This window comes from Apibacter sp. ESL0432 (assembly GCF_019469225.1).
Taxonomy (GTDB): Bacteria; Bacteroidota; Bacteroidia; order Flavobacteriales; family Weeksellaceae; genus Apibacter.
On record NZ_CP048266.1, the window covers coordinates 1,251,434 to 1,271,025 of the forward strand.

Consider the following 19,592-nt stretch of genomic DNA (forward strand, 5'->3'; position numbering starts at 1 on the left):
TATCACGTAAAATAAATACAAAAAAATTAACTAAGCAATAATTTTTATCTAAGTTTTACTAGATATTATTAACATTCCTCCTTCATTAATCGAACTATATTTATTTTAAGAATATTGATTTCACAAAAAATCTTAGCAGCCGTTCTTAGTTATATATTATTTTAATAATAAATTCATATTCTAACTGCTTTTGGCACTAATATTTCATAATCTCCGTTATATCTCATTATTTCTCTTACAATGCTTGAACTTATGAAAGATTTTCCGGATGATGTTAAAAAGAATACGGTTTCTACAGATTTTTTTGCCAATGTTCGATTGGTATGTGCTATTGCTTTTTCAAACTCAAAATCTGCTGGATTTCTAAGACCTCTAATAATATAAGGAGCTTTTCTTTTTGCACAATAATCAATCGTAAGCCCATCAAAAGAGTCAACTTCTACATTAGGAAATATTTTAACTGTCTCACGTATCCATTCCATTCTTTTTTCTAAGGGAAACATATATTGTTTATTGGAATTATTTCCTATGGCAACAATAATTTTATCAAATAATGGGACAGCTCTTTCAATTATATTTGAATGTCCTAAGGTAATTGGATCAAAAGAACCAGGAAATACTGCTACTCTTTCCATGTTTATTTATTTTCAAATCTTTGTAATGCAATTGAAATTTCGTTGTCTAATAATTCCGAAAAATCCAACCCTGCTTGTTTAACTTGTTGTGGAAATATACTGGCCGGTGAGCATCCGGGAGTTGTATTAATTTCTAAGAAATAGGGATTTCCATTAACTATTATGAAATCTAATCTTGAAAACCCGGTCATATCTAAAGATCTGTAAATATGGGCCGCAGCCTCTCTTATTCGTTTATCTTCTTCTTCTGAAATAGGAGCGGGAGTTATTTCTTCTGATGCTCCCAAATATTTGGCTTCGTAATCAAAAAATTCATTTTTTGAAATTATTTCGGTTGTATTTACTACAACCACTTCTCCTTGATTTTTAAATACTCCTACTTGAACTTCTCTACCTTCTAAATAACTTTCTATCAATACGGCTTTATCTTCTTTAAATGCAAAATTTAAGGCTGTTAAAAAATCTTCCTTTTTTTTCACTTTTGATACTCCTAAACTCGATCCCGACTGATTGGGTTTTACAAAACAAGGCAAACCTACTTCTTCAATAATAGAATCAACATCTATATGATCTCCTTGATTTAAATAAACTGAGTTGGCTACCGAAACATTAAATTTCTTAAGCACTGATAAAGTATCTCTTTTGTTAAATGTTAATGCAGAATTATAAAAAGAGCATCCTGAATAGGGAATATTCAACAATTCCCAATAAGCTTGCATCAATCCGTTTTCACCCGGATTTCCATGTATTGTATTTAATAATACATCAAAATGGATTTTTTTTTCATTTAACTGAAAACTAAAATCTCCTTTATTTATAGGATATGATTGATCATTTATAATGACATTCCATCCGTCTTTTAAAATGGTTATTTTAAAGACAGTATTTTTTGATTTATTTATTTGAGAATAAAAATAATCACCGCTTTTTAAAGAAACGTTACTTTCTTCAGAATAGCCTCCCATTACAATTCCGACTGTCATCATAAAATTTCAATTATTATAATAGTAATTAATTATTTATTGTTATTTAGAGTTAGAACGTACAAAATTAAACATATTTTTAACTAATAAACCATAATATTTTTATTATTTATATATTTGCTTTGTAAAATGTAAGTATGAAATTCTTAAAACTGTTAGGATCTTGGCAATTTTGGGTCAGCATTATTCTAGCTATAGTAATATTTTTTGGACTTTTACAAGGAACCTTTCTATGGTTGAATGCTTACACAAATCACGGTGTTCAAGTGGAAGTTCCTAATTTAAATAATTTAACTCTGGATCAAGCAGTAGTTAAGCTTGAAGATAATGACTTGGAATATGAGATTGATACTTCTAAGTATGATCCTAAATATAAATCATATCAAATTCTAGATATATATCCTCTAATAGGTTCGCATGTTAAAAAAGGCAGAAGAATATTTATTCGAGCCAATGCCAAAACATGGAAACCTGTAACGGTACCCAATGTTATCGGAAAATACAAATACTTAGCTTTCAGCCAATTAGATTTAGTTGGATTAAAAGTTACCGATACGATTTATGAACCAAGTTTGGCAACAAATACGGTTCTAAAACTATTATATAAAGGTAAAGAAGTACAACCGGGTTTAACGTTACCCCGTTTTTCTCCTTTAACTATTGTATTGGCAAAAAGCCTTGCCAAAAATGTTTCCGTACCTAATTTTATTGGTTTAAATGAAGAAACAGCCAAGAAACTGATTACAGAAAACCTGTTTTCAATTGGTAATATAACCTATGATGATCCTGCCAAAACAGAAAACAATCGTGTTTATTATCAAGTGCCTGCTCCTTCATTTATTTATGATCAAGGTCAACCCATAGATTTATATCTTAGTGATAAACCTTTGAGTAGTTTACGAGAAAAGATCAGAGAATTGGATCAAACATTTAACATTCATAAATATTCCGATTCTTTGAACTCTGTTAATTATTCTCATGATATTAGTAATTCTTCTAACCATCATCAAAATATTCCTTCTTCTAACGAAACTACTAACACTACTAATAATAGTTCTAATATTCAAGAAAATTCGGCTCAACCTGCTCATCTTCCAAAAGATGATGCTCCGAAAAAACCTAAGAGAGTAATATTGGAATAGTTAGGATAGATTTATAAATATTATGGAAAAGCAAGATATATTAGATACTGATCAGAATAATGATGCGGATGAATTATATGAACATTTTAAAATCACTGTAGATAAAGGTCAAGGTTCCGTACGTATTGATAAATATCTTGTAAATTTAATTGAAAATTCAACAAGAAATAAAATTCAAAAGGCTGCTCTTGCCGGTAATGTTTTAGTTAATAATATACCTGTAAAATCTAACTATAAGGTTAAGCCTAATGATATCGTTTCCATTGTTTTAGCACATCCTCCTCGTGATACGAGTATTGTTCCCCAAAATATTCCTATAGATATTATCTATGAAGATGAAGATTTGTTGGTGGTTAATAAGAAAGCCGGCATGGTGGTTCATCCCGGATTTGGAAATTTTGAAGGCACCCTAGTTAATGCTTTGGCTTACCATTTTAGTACTCTCCCCTATTTTCAAACAGACTTAGACAAGCGTCCCGGACTAGTTCACAGGATTGATAAAGATACTTCGGGATTATTGGTAATTGCTAAAAATGAATTTGCGATGAATCATTTAGCTAAGCAATTTTTTAATAAGACTACTAAAAGGGTGTATAATGCATTAGTTTGGGGTAATTTTGAGGAAGATGAAGGAACTATAAACGGTCATATAGGACGCGATTTGAAAGACCGTATGCAAATGGCTGTTTTCCCTGATGGTTCTCATGGTAAACATGCGGTAACCCATTACAAGGTTTTAGAAAGATTCCGTTATGTTACATTGGTTGAATGTCAACTTGAGACCGGAAGAACTCACCAAATTAGGGCCCATATGAAATACTTAGGGCATATTCTTTTTAATGATGAAAGATACGGAGGAAACATTGTTCTAAAAGGAACTACTTTCACAAAATATAAACAATTTGTTGAAAATTGCTTTCAAGTTCTTCCGCGACAGGCTTTGCATGCTCGTACCTTAGGTTTCATTCATCCAAGAACAAAAAAAGAAATGTTTTTTGAAACTGAATTACCTGATGATATGAAACAGGTGATAGAAAAATGGAGATCTTATATTCATTTCAATACACCGCAATAAATTTTAGTAAATTGTTAAATTGGTATTTTTAAATCATTTTCATAAAAATTATAAGTGTTTTTATACAATTTTACATCTTTTAATTAGTATATATTTTATATAAATAATCATTTTTTATTGGAAAGTAATTTCTTTTCAGCCTTTTATAAAAGTGATCTATCGGTAATTTCTATGGATCATAAATATATACTAAATTTGTAAAAAAGATTCCTCATGAAAAACAGCTTATATTCAATTCCTAAAATAAAAAATACAACTACTAATAATTTCACTTTAATTGCAGGACCTTGTATTATTGAAGGTGAGCAAATGGCTATGGATATTGCCGGAAAAATTGTTGAAATTACTGATAAATTAGGTATTCCTTATATCTTTAAAGGTTCTTTCAAAAAGGCAAATCGATCAAGAGTTGACAGCTTCACCACGATTGGAGAGCAAAAATCTTTAGAAATATTAAAAAAAGTTGGTGATACGTTTTCAATACCCACCACTACCGATATTCATGAAAACGAACATGCTCAATGGGCTGCAAAATATGTGGATGTATTACAAATTCCTGCTTTTTTGGTTAGACAAACCGATTTGTTAGTTGCGGCTGCAAAAACCGGAAAGTATATTACCTTAAAAAAAGGTCAATTTTTGTCTCCAGAAGCCATGCAATTTGCCGCTCAAAAAATAAAAGATTCAGGAAATTCCAACTATGCAATTATTGATCGAGGAACTTCTTTTGGATATCATGATTTAATTGTAGATTACAGAGGAATACCTACTATGAGGAACTACGCACCTGTAATATTAGATGTTACGCATTCATTACAACAACCCAATCAAACAACCGGTGTAACGGGAGGAAGACCCGATATGATTGAAACTATTGCTAAAGCAGGTATTGCCGTTGGTGCTGATGGAATTTTCATTGAAACTCATCCGAAACCTGAAATTGCCCTTTCCGATGGTGCAAATATGTTAAAACTGGATTTACTGGAAAACTTGTTGGAAAAATTGGTAAAAATACGAAAAGCTATCAGTTAGTATTTGGGTAAAAAATGATTTTAATTTAATACAATATAAATCAATCATTTCATATCTTTTATTGATTATTATTGATTTTGACATTGTTTTTTAATTAATTTTTTATCCTGGGTTTACCATCTTAATAAAATTTAAAATAACTTTATTGGTTTGATTTATAAATACATAATTCAAAGTAATTGAATTATGTAAGTCATATATTTTGTTATCAATAAATTTGCAGTAACGAAACGAAATATGCAAAATAATACTCTTATACAAAAATACAATGTACCCGGTCCCAGATATACCAGTTATCCTACGGTACCCTATTGGGATGAAAAAAATTTTTCTTCTGAAAAATGGATTCAAACGCTACAAAAATCTTTTTTAGAAAGTAATAAAAGAGAAGGCATTAGTTTGTATATTCACCTTCCTTTTTGTGAAAGTTTATGTACTTTTTGTGCGTGCAATAAGCGTATTACTAAACAGCATAATGTTGAGTTAGTATATATAGAAACTCTTTTAAAAGAATGGCAATTGTATTTAGCTTTACTGCCTGAAAAACCCATTATTAAAGAATTACATTTAGGAGGTGGAACTCCCTCGTTTTTTTCTCCTGAAAATCTAACGTATTTATTAGAAAATATTTTCTCAAAAGCAGAAATTCATTCGGAAAAAGAATTTAGTTTTGAAGGGCATCCGAATAATACCACCCGTGAACATCTTCAATCCTTATACAATCTCGGATTTAGAAGAGTAAGTTTTGGAGTTCAAGATTACGATCCTAAAGTACAACAAGCGATACACCGTATTCAACCTCTTGAAAACGTTAAAAAAGTAACCGATATAGCTCGAGAAATAGGATATGAAAGTATAAGCCATGATTTAGTCTTTGGTCTGCCTTTTCAAGATTTAAATAAAGTGAAGCATACCATCAAGATGACCGAAGTAATGCATCCAGACAGAATTGCATTCTATTCTTATGCTCATGTTCCGTGGATTAAAGGTGTAGGACAAAGAGGTTTCAAAGATGGAGATTTGCCAAGCGGTGAGGAAAAAAGAGAATTATATGAAAAAGGTAAAGAGTTATTGGAAAATATGGGATATTTTGAAATCGGAATGGATCATTTTTCCTTAAAATCAGATTCTTTGTACCAATCCATGCTAAATAGAAAAATACATAGAAATTTTATGGGATATACTTCCTCTTCCACTCAAGTAATGATCGGATTAGGAGTTTCTTCGATTTCAGATAATTGGTATGCATTTGCTCAAAATGTAAAAACTATAGAAGAATACTACCAAAAAGTTAATAATCAAGAACTTCCTGTTTTTAGAGGGCATATCTTAAGCAAGGAAGATTTATTTATTAGAAGACACATACTGAATTTAATGTGTTTGTTGGAAACCCGTTGGGAAGATGGAATTATTCAAAAAAATTATCCTGAAATCATTCAAAGATTACGAGAGTTTGAAGCAGACGGTCTTATTGAATTATTGGAAAATTCTTTAGTTATAAAAGAAAATGGTCGTTCATTTATTCGTAATATTTGTATGGCTTTTGATCTGAGAATGATGAAAAATGCACCTCAAACCAAATTATTTTCTATGACGGTTTAATCTTGAAAATCGTTTGATTTGATTTATTTTACTATCTACGAATTTTAAGTAAATATATATCGCATTCAATATATAGTTAAATTGCGTAAAATTTATTTTTAAAGGGCTCATATATAAGTCCAACATTATACTGTATAGATTAATTGATTGAATTATAATTTGTTCTATACTATAAATTAGCAAATAAAGTATGCAAAAAAATAGCTCACATTAATTGATGTGAGCTTTAACTGTACTATAACTAGTTTCGAAAATTATAAGATTATAGTATCGGAATACTACTAATTATTATTTTATCTATTACTTTTGCCATTATTATTTATGCAAACTAAACTATTAATGAAATTTTGTTATAATCAGATAGTTTCAATATATAAAGGTTTGATTTTTCCACGTTACTAAGGAAAAATGAATAAATTTTCATTTAATAAATGCAACATTTGCATAATTTATTAATTAGATGACAAAAAAGATAAAGGCAAAATTAACTATTATTTTTTCTTAGTTCTGGGTCTAACCCGATCAGTCTCCCTTACTGTAGTCTTAGGATTTTCTTCAGCATATTTTTTAGTGGTGTAGTGTCCAGTTTCGGCATCTCTGTACCTTACTATTTTTTTTTCTTTAGCCATAGTATTAATTTTTGTGATTTATAGGCAAAGATAAAATAATTTTTAAAAATAAAGTATATATTTTCATTTTTTTATCTTCTATTACTTTTAAAATAAATAAATTTATTTTCACTAAATATAGTATTTGATTTTATTTTTAATATAAAATGAAAAAACTGATTACAAGGATAAATACAGATAGAAACATCTATTTTTTTATGAAGGTATAACTTTGAGGATTATTAATTTGAGCATTAGCAACCTTCTATTTAAATTAAAAGATATAAAATTATGGATTATAAAATGATATTAAATAAAACCATCTTCAGTTATAAATTTAAATCAAAAAATATTATTTAAACTAGAGTTCATCTTTATTGAGAATATATAGCGTGGGTTTAACATGAAAGAGCGAATAATTCATTTCTTCAGCGGTTATATATATTTTGGAATCTGTTACGGCAATACCTTCTGTTTGACCGATAGCAGCAGTTAAACCGATCAAGGTTTGTTTGGATTTACCATTAAAAAAATTATGATCTTTGAAATCATAAAATTTCCATACATAGGCTGCTTCTTTGGTATATCCTATCAAATATAATATATCATTGAGTATGTCTGCTCCGGTTATTAAACATTCCGTATTAAAAGTTTCTATCTTTTTTGCAATTTTAGATTTTGATACAGAAGTTAAATCTATTTCGTAATGAGCGGTATGAAAATCTCCCCATCTTTTAGTAAATAAATGAAGCTTATTTTTATAATAAATAAACGCTTCGCAATCAAAGTTTGTCTTAAAGTTTCCTTTGTTTTCATAATCTCTTTGATCTTCGAACGTAAATTGAAACTGATCGACTATAGTTATTTCTTTAAAATTTGTTGCATTAGTAGGCAAAACTACTTGATATATAGTTAAATCTTTGCGAATTCCTAAATTATTTCCAAAATCACCAATAAAAAGAGTATCTCCTTTACGTGCCAATTCTTCCCAATCAACATTTTTAACTCCTTTGATTTTTATCGTTTCTACTATTTTTCCATCCAGGGTGCTTAATTTATATATTTCGGCTTCTCCTCCGCTGTCATTACAGGTATATAAGAAATCATTATAAAACTCAAGTGCAGAAGTTTCCTTGATTTGAGACGACAATATATTTTTTTCGGGATATTCGGATAAGTCTAATATATTTTTTTCTACCTGACTATATAAAACTATTGAAACTAGACAAAAAATGAGGCTAAGTAGTTTCATCATACGTTCTCAGTATTTAATTGATAGGACTAATCCTATTTACTTATTAATTCAAATAAATCAAATCATTTAGAAATGTTTCAATAGTTTTATTTCTTTCTGTAAACTAAAATTTGATAAAAATAGCTAGTCTTATAACTTTTTTAAGCTCTCTTTTAAAATAGTTAATTTTTCCAGTGTATCAGATTGCTTCTTTCTTTCCATTTCGACTACTTTTTGAGGAGCTCCATTCACAAATTTTTCATTAGACAGTTTTGCATTTACGCTTTTTAAAAATCCTTCTAAATAAGCTATATCTTCCAATATTTTTGCTTTTTCTGCTTCTGTATCGATTGTTTGTGTAAAAGGTATGGCAAATTCCAATTTACCAACTAAAAATGTATATGATGGCTCATTTTCATTCAGTTGATCCTTTATTTGTGAAATATTAGCTAATTTTTTTATGGTAGCAATATTTTCCAATTTATCGGATGATTTAACTATAAGCGTTAACGATTCTTTGGGTGAAAGGCCTTTTTCAGAACGGAAATTTCTAATACTTGAAATAATTTCTTTGGTTACTTCAAAATTGGATATAATGGATTCATTATATGCGTTTTCAGAGACTGTGGAAGTGATAATAAGGCTTTCTTGTATTTCTCTTTTTTTAATTGTTTGCCAAATCTCTTCAGAGATAAATGGCATGAAGGGATGAAGCAATTTTAACAGGTCTTCTAAAATCGCTATTGTTTCTATATAAGTTTTTTCATCAATATCTTCACCAAATGGGGGTTTAACAGCTTCTAAATACCAAGAGCAATAATCATCCCAAATGAGTTTATAAATATTCATTAAAGCGTCGGAAATTCGATATTTTTCAAAATCTCCATTTATTAAAGTAACTGTTTTAGCTATTTTATTTTTTAGCCAAGATATAGCTTCTTTACTTTCAATGGTTTGAGGTTTTGATGAATCTACATTCCAAGATTGTACTAAACGGAAAGAATTCCAAATTTTATTTGAAAAGTTTCTCCCTTGTAAACATAAATCTTCATCAAACATAAGATCATTTCCTGCAGATGAACTTAATAATACCCCTACTCGTACACCATCTGCTCCGTATTCTTCAATCAATTTTAAAGGATCCGGAGAATTTCCGAGCTGCTTAGACATTTTCCTTCTTAATTTATCTCGTACAATTCCGGTGAAATAAACGTTAGAAAATGGTTTTTCATTTCTGAAAGCATATCCTGCCATTACCATTCTGGCAACCCAGAAAAATATAATATCCGGTCCGGTAACTAAATCTTGGGTAGGATAATAATAATTAATTTCCTTATTGTCCGGTTCATTGATTCCATTGAAAACTGAAATAGGCCATAACCAGGAAGAAAACCAGGTATCTAATACGTCTTCTTCTTGTCGTAAGGTTTCGGGTGTGATGGATGAGTTTTTTTCTTGAGCTAACTTTAGAGCCTCTTCTTTTGTTTCTGCAATTACAAAATCATTTTCGCCTTCTCCATAATAATAAGCAGGTATTCTATGTCCCCACCAAAGCTGACGAGAGATATTCCAATCATGAATGTCTTCTAACCAATTTTTGTAAGTAGTAACGAACTTATCCGGATACAGTTTAAGCTCTTCATTTAATACTGCATCAAGAGCCGGTTTAGCAAAATCCTTCATTTTCATAAACCACTGTACCGATATTTTAGGCTCAATAACTGCTCCGGTTCGTTCAGAAGTTCCCACTTTGTTTACATAATTTTCTTCTTTTTCAAGAAGATTTTTTTCTTTAAGCTCTTTAGTTATTTCCTTACGAACTATGAATCTGTCTTTTCCTTTATAATGCAATCCATTATCATTTAGAGTTGCATTATCATTAAAAATATCAATGGTAGCTAATTGGTGCTTCTTACCCAAATTATAATCATTCACATCATGAGCAGGCGTTATTTTTAAAACTCCCGTTCCAAACTCCATATCTACATATTCATCCTCAATGACCGGTATTTCTCGGTTACAGATCGGTACTATAACTTTCTTTCCTTTTAAAAATTGATAACGCTCATCACTAGGATTTATACAAAGAGCGGTGTCACCGAATATAGTTTCCGGCCTTGTAGTAGCTACGATTACATAATGGTCTTCATGAGCTACTTTATATCTCAAAAAATATAGTTTTCCGTTATGTTCTTTATAAATTACTTCTTCATCGGATATATTGGTTTTCGCTTCCGGATCCCAATTAATCATCTTGTTCCCTTTATAAATATATCCTCTATTATAAAGATCCACGAAACATTTAATTACTGAATTATATAGATCACCGTCAAGGGTAAATTTAGTACGATCCCAATCACAAGAACAACCTAATTTTTTTAATTGTTCTAATATGATACCACCATGTGTGTGAGTCCATTCCCATGCATGTTCTAAAAACTTTTCTCTTCCTATGTCAAATTTACTAATTCCCTGTTCTTTTAGCTTATTAACTACTTTGGCCTCAGTGGCTATGGAAGCGTGATCTGTTCCGGGAACCCAGCATGCATTATATCCCAACATTCGGGCACGTCTTATTAATACATCCTGAATTGTATTATTAAGCATATGTCCCATGTGTAATACACCGGTTACATTAGGGGGAGGAATTACAATAGTATACGGTTTTTTCTCATTCGGTTCTGAATGAAAAAAGTGGTTATCCATCCAAAATTTATACCATTTATCTTCAACGTTTTTAGGAGAATATTTTGCTGTAATTTCTGACATGTATTCTTATTTTTTGAGAATGACTACAAAGGTAGTATTTTATTAAAATTTTTTAAAAAAATTATATTACTAGATATAAAAATAGGATTTTCAAAATTTGAAAATCCCATTGCATTTGCTTTTGTGTCTTATCACTTATCTGATTTTTTAGATAAAGTCATAATTTCCAAAATTAAACTAATTTATATGACTATTATTCTGTTCGCAAAGCCTCAATCGGTTTTATTTGAACTGCTCTTTGGGCCGGTATAAGTCCAATAAACAAACCTAAACTTACCATTAAAAACAAGGCTGCTAATACGTTCCAAATATTTACGGTTGGATTATAGAACGGAAATTTAGGATTGGCATCGCCCATAAATGAACTCATTCCTATTAAAAGTAATACTCCTAATATGAAACCGAGTAGACCGGAAAAGACAGTTAAAAACACACTTTCCATAAGTATTTGTGATCTTATCTCACCCGGTTTGGCTCCTAATGCTCTTCGGATACCTATTTCCAGGGTTCTTTCTTTCACCGTTATTAATAAAATATTGGAAATAGCAACTACTCCGGCAAGAATGGTTAAACCTCCCACAAACCAAGTAAGTATTTGCAATCCTTTTAAGAAATTGGTTAATTTTCTAAAGTTCTCAGCAAAATTCCAAGCACCGAAAGCCTTTTCATCTGTAGGAGCTACATCGTATTTTTTTCTTAAAGCTGTTTTAATCTTTTCTTCGACCACATTAACATTGTATTGTGGTTTAATGGAAATTACCATCCAATTTACTTTATCTCCTTGATTGTAGATTTTCTGATAGGTATTGAAAGGAATATAAACCACATCTTCCGGTAAAAATCCTGAATTTGGATTTCTGTAAACTCCAACTACTTGAAAATAAATTCCGTTAATTTTGATATATTCACCTATAGCATTTTCTTTATTATTGAATAATTGTTCATAAACCTCTTTACCGATTATCGCAACCTTTTTTTTCTGAACATCATCTTCTTCATTTAGTAATCTTCCTGTAATCAATTGTTTCTTTTGTACTTTGGATACCGAAGCAAAATCACCAAATACGGTGAAATTTTTACTTTTATTTTTTCTGTTTATAACACTTTGTTCTGAGGAAGCAGCATTTCTAGGTACTACAAAATCAATTTCAGGAACTTGTTTTTTCAAATATTCTACATCATCCAAATGAATGGCTAACTCCCTTCCTCTCGGGTATCCTTTATAGGGTTCACCTGTAGATCCACCCCAAAGAAATATACTGTTGGTTGCATATCCGTCAAATATTTTATAAAAACCATTTTCAGCACCTTTAGCAGCTCCTAAAAGAAATACATACAAAAACATTCCCCATGCCACACCGATCATTGTTAAAATGGTGCGCAACTTATTTTTGCTGAGAGTATGGTAAATTTCAACCCATGTTTCTCTATCTAAAATTTGCATTTGTATAAGATATTAAATTTCAATAAATAGTTTAATCTGAACTTAAGGCTTCTATAGGTTTTATTTTTGCAGCTTTTCTTGCCGGAATAAATCCTGCTACCGTACCAAAAGTTATTAAGGATACCGTCGCAAAAATTAATAATTCTTTACTTACCGAAGGATCTACTATAAGATAGGTGGAAAGATTATTACCTATAAAATAAAGTGCCAGACTACCTAAAATAACCCCTGAAATACCGGAAATAACTGTAATGAAAATAGATTCTTGCAAGATAAGCCAAACAATACTGAACGGTTTTGCTCCTAAGGCTTTTCTAATTCCTATTTCTTTTGTCCTTTCTTTTACTATATAAACCATAATATTACTAATACCGATAATTCCGGCCATTATGGTACCAAATCCTATAAACATAACCAAAGAAGAAATCACCGTGAAAAACGAGTAGGTATCTTCCATATTTTGGGCTCTGTTTCGAATAACCAAACCGGTTTTATCCGTAGGAGAAATTTTAAGTTTAGAACGTAAAGTTCTCTCAATCTCATCTCCTAATTTCACAGCTACACTTGGTTTCATATCCGATAAATAAGCAACATCTATCTGGCTTACATGATCCGTATTTTTTTTGAGACTTTGTAAAGTGGATATAGGGATGTAAATTATTCTTTCATCATTATCCCCTCCTTCATCGTAGAATATACCAACCACTTTATAATTGATTCCGCCTATATTTATATATTTACCTAAGGCTTTTTCATTTTTAAAAAGATCTTTTTCTACCAATCGACCTATAACGGCAAATTTAGTTTTGTTTATTATATCTGATTGATTTAAAAAACGTCCTGATGTAATAATTGCTTTCTCAATATATTGCTTATCCGGGTAAGTTGCCTGAACTGTATAGATTCCTGAGGATGTTCTGTAAGTAACATTTTCAGGCTGTGTGATGGTAGCTGTTTTAAACTCTAAATTTTCATCAAATTCTTTCTTAACAAGTTCAAGATCTTCATTTTTAAGAGTAACATCCCTGTTTTGTTGTAAACCTAAATATGCTTCGATTGCTTTTCCCGGAATAATATTAATTGTACTGGAGGAATCCAATATGAAGGCTTGTGAAAAGCCATTTTTTAAACCATTTCCAAAACCGAAAAGTATAATGAAGATAAATAATCCTAATGATATTGTAAAACCCGAAAGAAAAGTTCTTAATTTATTTTGCTTGATGGAATAAAATATTTCCTGCCAGCGATCTATATTAAACATAGTTAATAAATTATACTAAAACTTCTTGATTAATAAATTCATCCCTTTCAATTATACCATCTTTTAAATGAACTACCCTTTTGCATTGTTTCGCCACATCGGGTTCATGTGTAACTATTAAAATAGTTTTTCCTTCGTTATTAATTTTTTGTAAAAATTTTATTACATCATAAGTGGTTTGACTGTCAAGTGCTCCTGTAGGTTCATCGGCTAAAATAACTTTAGGATGTGTTACCAAAGCGCGAGCAATTGCCACCCTTTGTTTTTGTCCACCTGACAGTTCATTGGGCATATGATCTGCTCTATCATCTAATCCTACCCTTTTTAGATATTCCATGGCCCTGGAATTTCTTTGAGAACGTTTTACTTTTTGATAATATAAAGGAAGTGCGACATTTTCCATAGCATTTTTAAAGCTTATCAAGTTAAAGGACTGGAAAACAAAGCCTAAAAATTTATTTCTATAATCTGCTGCTTTTGATTCGCTTAAATCTTTTTCAATTTTAACCCCATCCAATAGATATTCTCCTTCGTCAGCGTAATCCAATATTCCAAGAATATTTAATAAGGTAGATTTACCTGATCCGGAAGATCCCATAATAGCAACCATTTCTCCTTCTCCTATTTCCAGATTAATTCCTTTTAATACATGTAATTTATTATGACCTATGTCATAATACTTATGTATGTTTTTCAATGAAATCATGTCGTTTGCAATTGTAGTTACTAATTTGTATAATTTAACTACTAAATGTTACAGATTACCGCAAAATCGAAACAGTTTATTTAATATATGTTTAACATTCTATATAAACTAAAAATGATCGATAAATTAAATTTAATGATTAATTATAGCTTTTACTAAAGCAAATTAATTATATCCGTATAAACCTTTAATGAATTTTTGTTTAATCTGTTTTAAAAATTTTTATAAACATAAATTCTAAATGGTGATATTTTATACAGATTTAAAATCTTTTTGTTTAAAAAAAGTTAGAGATTTATCATTAAAAAATATTCGTCATAAAAAAAGAGATCTTATAATAAGATCTCTTTTTTGTATTCTATCAAATTTTTTTAGTTGGAAAGTGAGGAAACTTCAACGGAACTGTCAATTTTTTTAATTAATCCTTGTAAAACCTTTCCCGGACCGGTTTCTGTAAATACCGAACAATTATCCTGTATCATATTACGAATTATTTTTGTCCAGTTTACCGGAGAGGTCAATTGTTTAATAAGATTTTCTTTTATTTCCTCAATATTGGTAACTGCTTTACTGGTATAATTCTGATATATTGGGACACTAGGTGTATTAAATTTAGTTTTAAGAATAACTTCTTCTAATCTTTTTTCGGCACTCTTCATAAGTGGTGAATGGAAAGCCCCGCTAACAGGCAGCAAAATTGCTCTTTTAGCCCCTTTTTCTTTTAAAGTTTCACAAGCTTGTTTAACTGCCTCTGTATTTCCTGATATAACCAATTGCCCCGGACAATTATAATTTGCCGGAACTACAATATTATTTTCAGAGGAAATCTCCTGACATACCTTTTCGACAGTTTCATCATCTAAACCTATAACCGCTGCCATCGAAGAAGGATTTTCTTCACAAGCTTCTTGCATCGCCAAGGCTCTTTCGTAAACTAATTTTAAACCGTTATCAAAAGACAGGACTCCATTTCCAACTAATGCAGAAAATTCTCCTAAGGAATGCCCTGCTACCATTTCAATTCGGGCATTTTCATTAACTTTAGCAGAAGCTATGGAATAGATAAAAATTGCAGGTTGTGTTACTTTTGTTTGTTTTAGTTGTTCTTCGGTTCCCTTAAACATGATATCAATGATATTAAACCCTAATATATCATTAGCAGAGTTCATCATTTCTTTAATATCAGCTCTGCTCTCATATATTTCTTTTCCCATGCCTGGGAACTGAGAACCCTGTCCGGGAAATACTAATGAATTCATTAATTTTTTTTAATATTAAGTATTTTATTGTTATATGTAATTTTGTTTGTTCTAAGTTATTTTAATAATTGAATAATTCTAGCTTCTTGATTAACCCAAGCTCCATTTTTATTTATTCTTCTAAAAGAATATTTATTGCTGACTTGTTTGCTTTCCGCTTTCATAATTGCGTTTGATAAATTCCCTTTTTCATCAACACGACTTAAAATATCATAGGTTACATCAAAACCGGTAATAGCATATTTATCCGGCATATGACAATATTTTTTCTTATATAAATTCATCATTTTTTGTTCATTAAATCCAAATTCATTTACATAATTTGTGTCTAAATATAACAATCCGAAATTTATAAGTTTTTCTTCATATTTTTTATTATCAAACAAAGAAGAGTAAAATAAAGAAATAGGTTGTATTTGATTGTTTTCAAAACTAGTTATCGTATCCAAATATTTATTTATTACCGGATCTTGATTTGAAATTAATAGGGCATAAATTTTATTATATTCTTCAGTAACTAAATTCTGATCCGGTTTAATATCTTCTGCATTTTTAGTTAAAATTACTTCCGCATTATTTTTTCTATCTTTAATTAATGATTGAATAAATTGAGCCGTTTTAAAATGTTCCTCATCATATACTATATATATTTTCTCGTTGGAATATTTTTTTAACATTTCTTCAGTTACTTTCTCAGCTAATATTTGATCTTTTGTATTATATAAAATTAAATTTTCGTGTTTATCTAGGTCATCGCTGGAAGAAAATGGAGAAATTATCGGAATTTTTTTAATTTTATCTGCTAGGGTCAATAAGTTCGATTTAAATAAAGGTCCTATTATAAGATTGGTATTCGAAAAATCATAGGTATTTACAATTTCTCTGAATTTATTATCATTACTTGTGTCAAATATCTTTACATGAACTCTTTTTCCTCTATTGGACAAAGAATCCAGTGCAAGTTTAACTCCTGAATAAAATTGAGTAGCTATACGTCTTTCCGCATTAACGGACGATTCTCCGGTATGGAAAGGTAAAAATAAAACCACATTTACTCCGTCTTTTCTAAATTCACTATCGGCTTGACTTAATGATTGATCTTTAGCATCATTCTGTAAACCATTTTCAGGTAATTTATTTTTACTTAAGATATCTGATTCCTTATCATTCTGATTTTCAATATTTTCTTTTTTATTAGTTTCTATTGGATCATCTTTTGCCGAAGTTAACTCTTTTTTATCTTTTATGTTGATTTCTTCTTTTGAATCTGAATTATTTATTTTTAATTCTTCCTGATCCTTTTTATCATCACTATAAACATGATTATAAGCATTTGAATTTTCCAATGAGGAATTGGCAGGAATTTTTAGAATTTCACCAATTTTGGGACCGTTCTTATCCATAGACGGATTAAGAGCTATTATGCTTTTAATCGAAGTATGATACTTTTTACTTAATCCGTACAACGTTTGTTTAGGCTCAACGGTAATATAAAAATAATCTAAATTTTTTGAATTTTCTATATTTTGTGTGTTATTAGCAGTGTTGGAAGTTAAATACTCATTCGCTTTAGAAGAAGCTTTTTTATCCGGAATATTAAGTATTTCCCCTATCTGAAGTGTACGGCTGTTTAATTGAGGATTTACTTTTTTTAAATCATCAATAGAAACATTGTATTTTTTACTTAACCCATAAAGCGTTTCTTTCGCCATAACAGTATGTTTTTGCTGTTGCGAAAGCATCAAGGAACTTATAAATAATAATAGCAGCGTATTAAATTGCTTTTTCATTTCTAAATAACTTTGTTGCAAATGTAATTAAATTATTTATTTCCCTTTTTCTAAATTAAATACTGTTACAATATTTTGAAATTCATTGATTTCATTATATATTCGAGCTAAAAATTCAGTTCCCATTGTGGCATAATAAAATGAAAAATTGTAGACCCTTTCCTGCCAACTACCTTCAGGAAATAATTCTTCATATAATTTTTCAAAATTGTACACAATTTCTTTATGTTTTAATCTATTTGCTTTATAAAAACGTTTGTTTATTTTTTCCAACCCATTGAGCTGCTTTTTCTTTTGAGCCAAAATCATATTTTTCCAACTAGGATCTGTATTGGCAGATTCTTTCAATAAATCATCGAAAATAACTTTTAAACGACTTTCGTACTTTGCAAAATCAAATATATAGGATGAATTTTGAGTTACTAGGGTATTAATTGTTTGTTCTTTAGGAAGAAATAAATGATTGATATTTAAAGAAAGTTTTTTCATTCTTTTTTCTTGATTGTCATTAATCAATAAAAAGGAATTTCTTGGTACCAATATAGGAAAAGGAATATTTTGTGCAGAAAAATAATCTTTAAGTTCCATCCAATATGCAATTTCTGCATTTCCACCAATATAGGCAACGTTAGGCAATATGACTTCCTGATACACCGGTCTCATTAATGCATTGGGACTGAAATTTTCGGGATGTTTATCTATTTCTTCCAGTATTTCAACTTCACTAAAATTTTTACAGCTTCCTAAAATATAATATTTACCATTGGTTTCATCTATACGGTTTCTTTCTTTATTTTTATGATAAAAAAAATTAATTTTTCTTGGATTTACTTGTATTTTATAATGATTTGATTTTAATTTTTCGATTGTTTTTGAAATGATTCGGAAAGATTTTTTTTCCTTGATATCATCTTTAATAAAAGGTATAAACAATTTTTTTAAAGACTCTGTATTACCATCTATAAACAATAGACCATGTTCTTTAAACAATTCATGAACTAAAATTCGAGTGGCATCTGAAAGATTATCCGCGGTATAATAGGATTTTTCAATAATCTTTCTTAATTCCTTTCCAAAAGGATAATATTTCAATTCTTCATAAAAATCGGATAGGACAGTTTTTAATCCACCGGTTGAAATTTCACCTACATAGTCATGATGTTTCTCATTCCAACTTATAAATTCCCTATTAAAATTAAAATGATTTATTTCCTCAAAATCATGATCTTCCGTAGCCATCCAGAAAATTGGAATAAATTTAAATTCCTCTTGTCTTTCATTCATCGTATCACATAATTTTATTACCTGTAAAATTTTATAGATGAAATATAACGGACCGGTCATTAAATTTAGTTGATGCCCGGTTGTGACAGTTATTGAATTCGCTAAACTAAGATTTTTTAGATTGAGTGTTTGCTTTTCAGACAATTGTAAATTTTTTAACTGTCTTTGTAATTCATCAACTAACTTTTCCCTGTGTTTATAATTGGTAATTTTTTCTCTAGCTTGTAGAAGTAAAGATTCAGGCGATAAATTTCTTCCATAAAGAGATGCTGTTTTTTCCTCCTTAGTTACATAATCTTTAATTAATTGAGAAATTCCGGGAATATCGGCAATGTTAATCTGATTTTTCACAATTCAAATTTACAATAAATTTTTTCAGATAAAAACTACACTTTTGTATTTAAATAGTAATGACAAAGATTTAGTTTTTAACCTTATGTACTGTAAATAAAATAATTGTGCCAAATAGTTATAATAATAATAGTAATGTATATTAATTATTAATTTAAAATATTTAATGAAATACAGATTAATTAGTAGAATTAGATCTTATACTTTACTTTGATTTTAAATTAAAGAATCGTATTTACTATTAAAAACCTCATCTCCAATATATTACATTATAAGTTATTATTTCATCTATGTAATATTTATAGTGTAGATATTAATAAAAAATTCAAAACTCATAAATCTTCTCTATTATTTAATTTTATTAGCTTTTATAGATATATATTTATTATTTTATGTATTTATTTAAGATATTTTTTA

At 29.5% G+C, this 19,592-nt stretch carries 15 protein-coding genes; 4 read left to right on the forward strand and 11 right to left on the reverse strand.

Annotation, left to right across the window (positions count from 1 at the left end; all coding sequences use genetic code 11):
- Positions 1-173 precede the first annotated feature (173 nt).
- The gene (gene coaD / locus GYM73_RS05280) at positions 174-635 is read right to left on the reverse strand and encodes a pantetheine-phosphate adenylyltransferase (RefSeq protein WP_105297745.1); all 462 of its coding nucleotides are present in this window, start codon (positions 633-635) and stop codon (positions 174-176) included.
- Between the two features lie 2 nt (positions 636-637).
- Positions 638-1,618 carry a D-alanine--D-alanine ligase gene (locus GYM73_RS05285; RefSeq protein ID WP_220234364.1) on the reverse strand — a complete coding sequence of 327 codons (981 nt, stop codon included), beginning with the start codon at positions 1,616-1,618 and terminating at the stop codon, positions 638-640.
- Between the two features lie 137 nt (positions 1,619-1,755).
- Between GYM73_RS05285 and GYM73_RS05290 the strand changes: the two genes are divergently transcribed.
- The 4 genes from GYM73_RS05290 to hemN all read left to right on the forward strand — a co-directional run bounded on the left by GYM73_RS05290 (position 1,756) and on the right by hemN (position 6,469).
- A complete protein-coding gene (locus GYM73_RS05290; RefSeq protein WP_220233188.1) occupies positions 1,756-2,760 on the forward strand; it encodes a PASTA domain-containing protein in 1,005 nt (334 codons plus the stop codon).
- Positions 2,761-2,782: 22 nt separating this feature from the next.
- Positions 2,783-3,835: an RluA family pseudouridine synthase gene (locus GYM73_RS05295; protein WP_220233189.1), complete on the forward strand. Its 1,053-nt coding sequence runs from the start codon at positions 2,783-2,785 to the stop codon at positions 3,833-3,835.
- Between the two features lie 213 nt (positions 3,836-4,048).
- Complete coding sequence (gene kdsA, locus GYM73_RS05300; RefSeq protein WP_160543217.1) at positions 4,049-4,867, forward strand: 3-deoxy-8-phosphooctulonate synthase; 819 nt, start codon at positions 4,049-4,051, stop codon at positions 4,865-4,867.
- 237 nt (positions 4,868-5,104) lie between these two features.
- The gene (gene hemN, locus GYM73_RS05305) at positions 5,105-6,469 is read left to right on the forward strand and encodes an oxygen-independent coproporphyrinogen III oxidase (protein WP_220233190.1); all 1,365 of its coding nucleotides are present in this window, start codon (positions 5,105-5,107) and stop codon (positions 6,467-6,469) included.
- 491 nt (positions 6,470-6,960) lie between these two features.
- On the opposite strand, the gene GYM73_RS05310 is transcribed toward hemN, so the two are convergent.
- The 9 genes from GYM73_RS05310 to bshC all read right to left on the reverse strand — a co-directional run bounded on the left by GYM73_RS05310 (position 6,961) and on the right by bshC (position 19,175).
- Positions 6,961-7,098: a multidrug transporter gene (locus GYM73_RS05310; protein WP_105297751.1), complete on the reverse strand. Its 138-nt coding sequence runs from the start codon at positions 7,096-7,098 to the stop codon at positions 6,961-6,963.
- 340 nt (positions 7,099-7,438) lie between these two features.
- Positions 7,439-8,332 (reverse strand): hypothetical protein, encoded by an 894-nt coding sequence (locus tag GYM73_RS05315; protein WP_220233191.1) that lies wholly within the window; start codon positions 8,330-8,332, stop codon positions 7,439-7,441.
- A gap of 129 nt (positions 8,333-8,461) precedes the next feature.
- Positions 8,462-11,080 carry a valine--tRNA ligase gene (locus tag GYM73_RS05320; RefSeq protein WP_220233192.1) on the reverse strand — a complete coding sequence of 873 codons (2,619 nt, stop codon included), beginning with the start codon at positions 11,078-11,080 and terminating at the stop codon, positions 8,462-8,464.
- Positions 11,081-11,273: 193 nt separating this feature from the next.
- The gene (locus GYM73_RS05325; protein WP_160543213.1) at positions 11,274-12,524 is read right to left on the reverse strand and encodes an ABC transporter permease; all 1,251 of its coding nucleotides are present in this window, start codon (positions 12,522-12,524) and stop codon (positions 11,274-11,276) included.
- Positions 12,525-12,555: 31 nt separating this feature from the next.
- Entirely contained in the window at positions 12,556-13,785 is a 1,230-nt protein-coding gene (locus GYM73_RS05330; protein ID WP_220233193.1) for an ABC transporter permease, read from the reverse strand.
- Positions 13,786-13,795: 10 nt separating this feature from the next.
- A complete protein-coding gene (locus GYM73_RS05335) occupies positions 13,796-14,491 on the reverse strand; it encodes an ABC transporter ATP-binding protein (protein ID WP_105297756.1) in 696 nt (231 codons plus the stop codon).
- A gap of 371 nt (positions 14,492-14,862) precedes the next feature.
- Positions 14,863-15,750, reverse strand: a complete 888-nt coding sequence (gene fabD, locus GYM73_RS05340) for an ACP S-malonyltransferase (protein WP_160566347.1) — start codon at positions 15,748-15,750, stop codon at positions 14,863-14,865.
- A 56-nt stretch (positions 15,751-15,806) separates the two neighbouring features.
- Positions 15,807-17,540 carry a LysM peptidoglycan-binding domain-containing protein gene (locus tag GYM73_RS05345; RefSeq protein WP_220233194.1) on the reverse strand — a complete coding sequence of 578 codons (1,734 nt, stop codon included), beginning with the start codon at positions 17,538-17,540 and terminating at the stop codon, positions 15,807-15,809.
- Positions 17,541-17,576: 36 nt separating this feature from the next.
- Positions 17,577-19,175: a bacillithiol biosynthesis cysteine-adding enzyme BshC gene (gene bshC / locus GYM73_RS05350; RefSeq protein ID WP_220233195.1), complete on the reverse strand. Its 1,599-nt coding sequence runs from the start codon at positions 19,173-19,175 to the stop codon at positions 17,577-17,579.
- Positions 19,176-19,592: the final 417 nt, after the last annotated feature.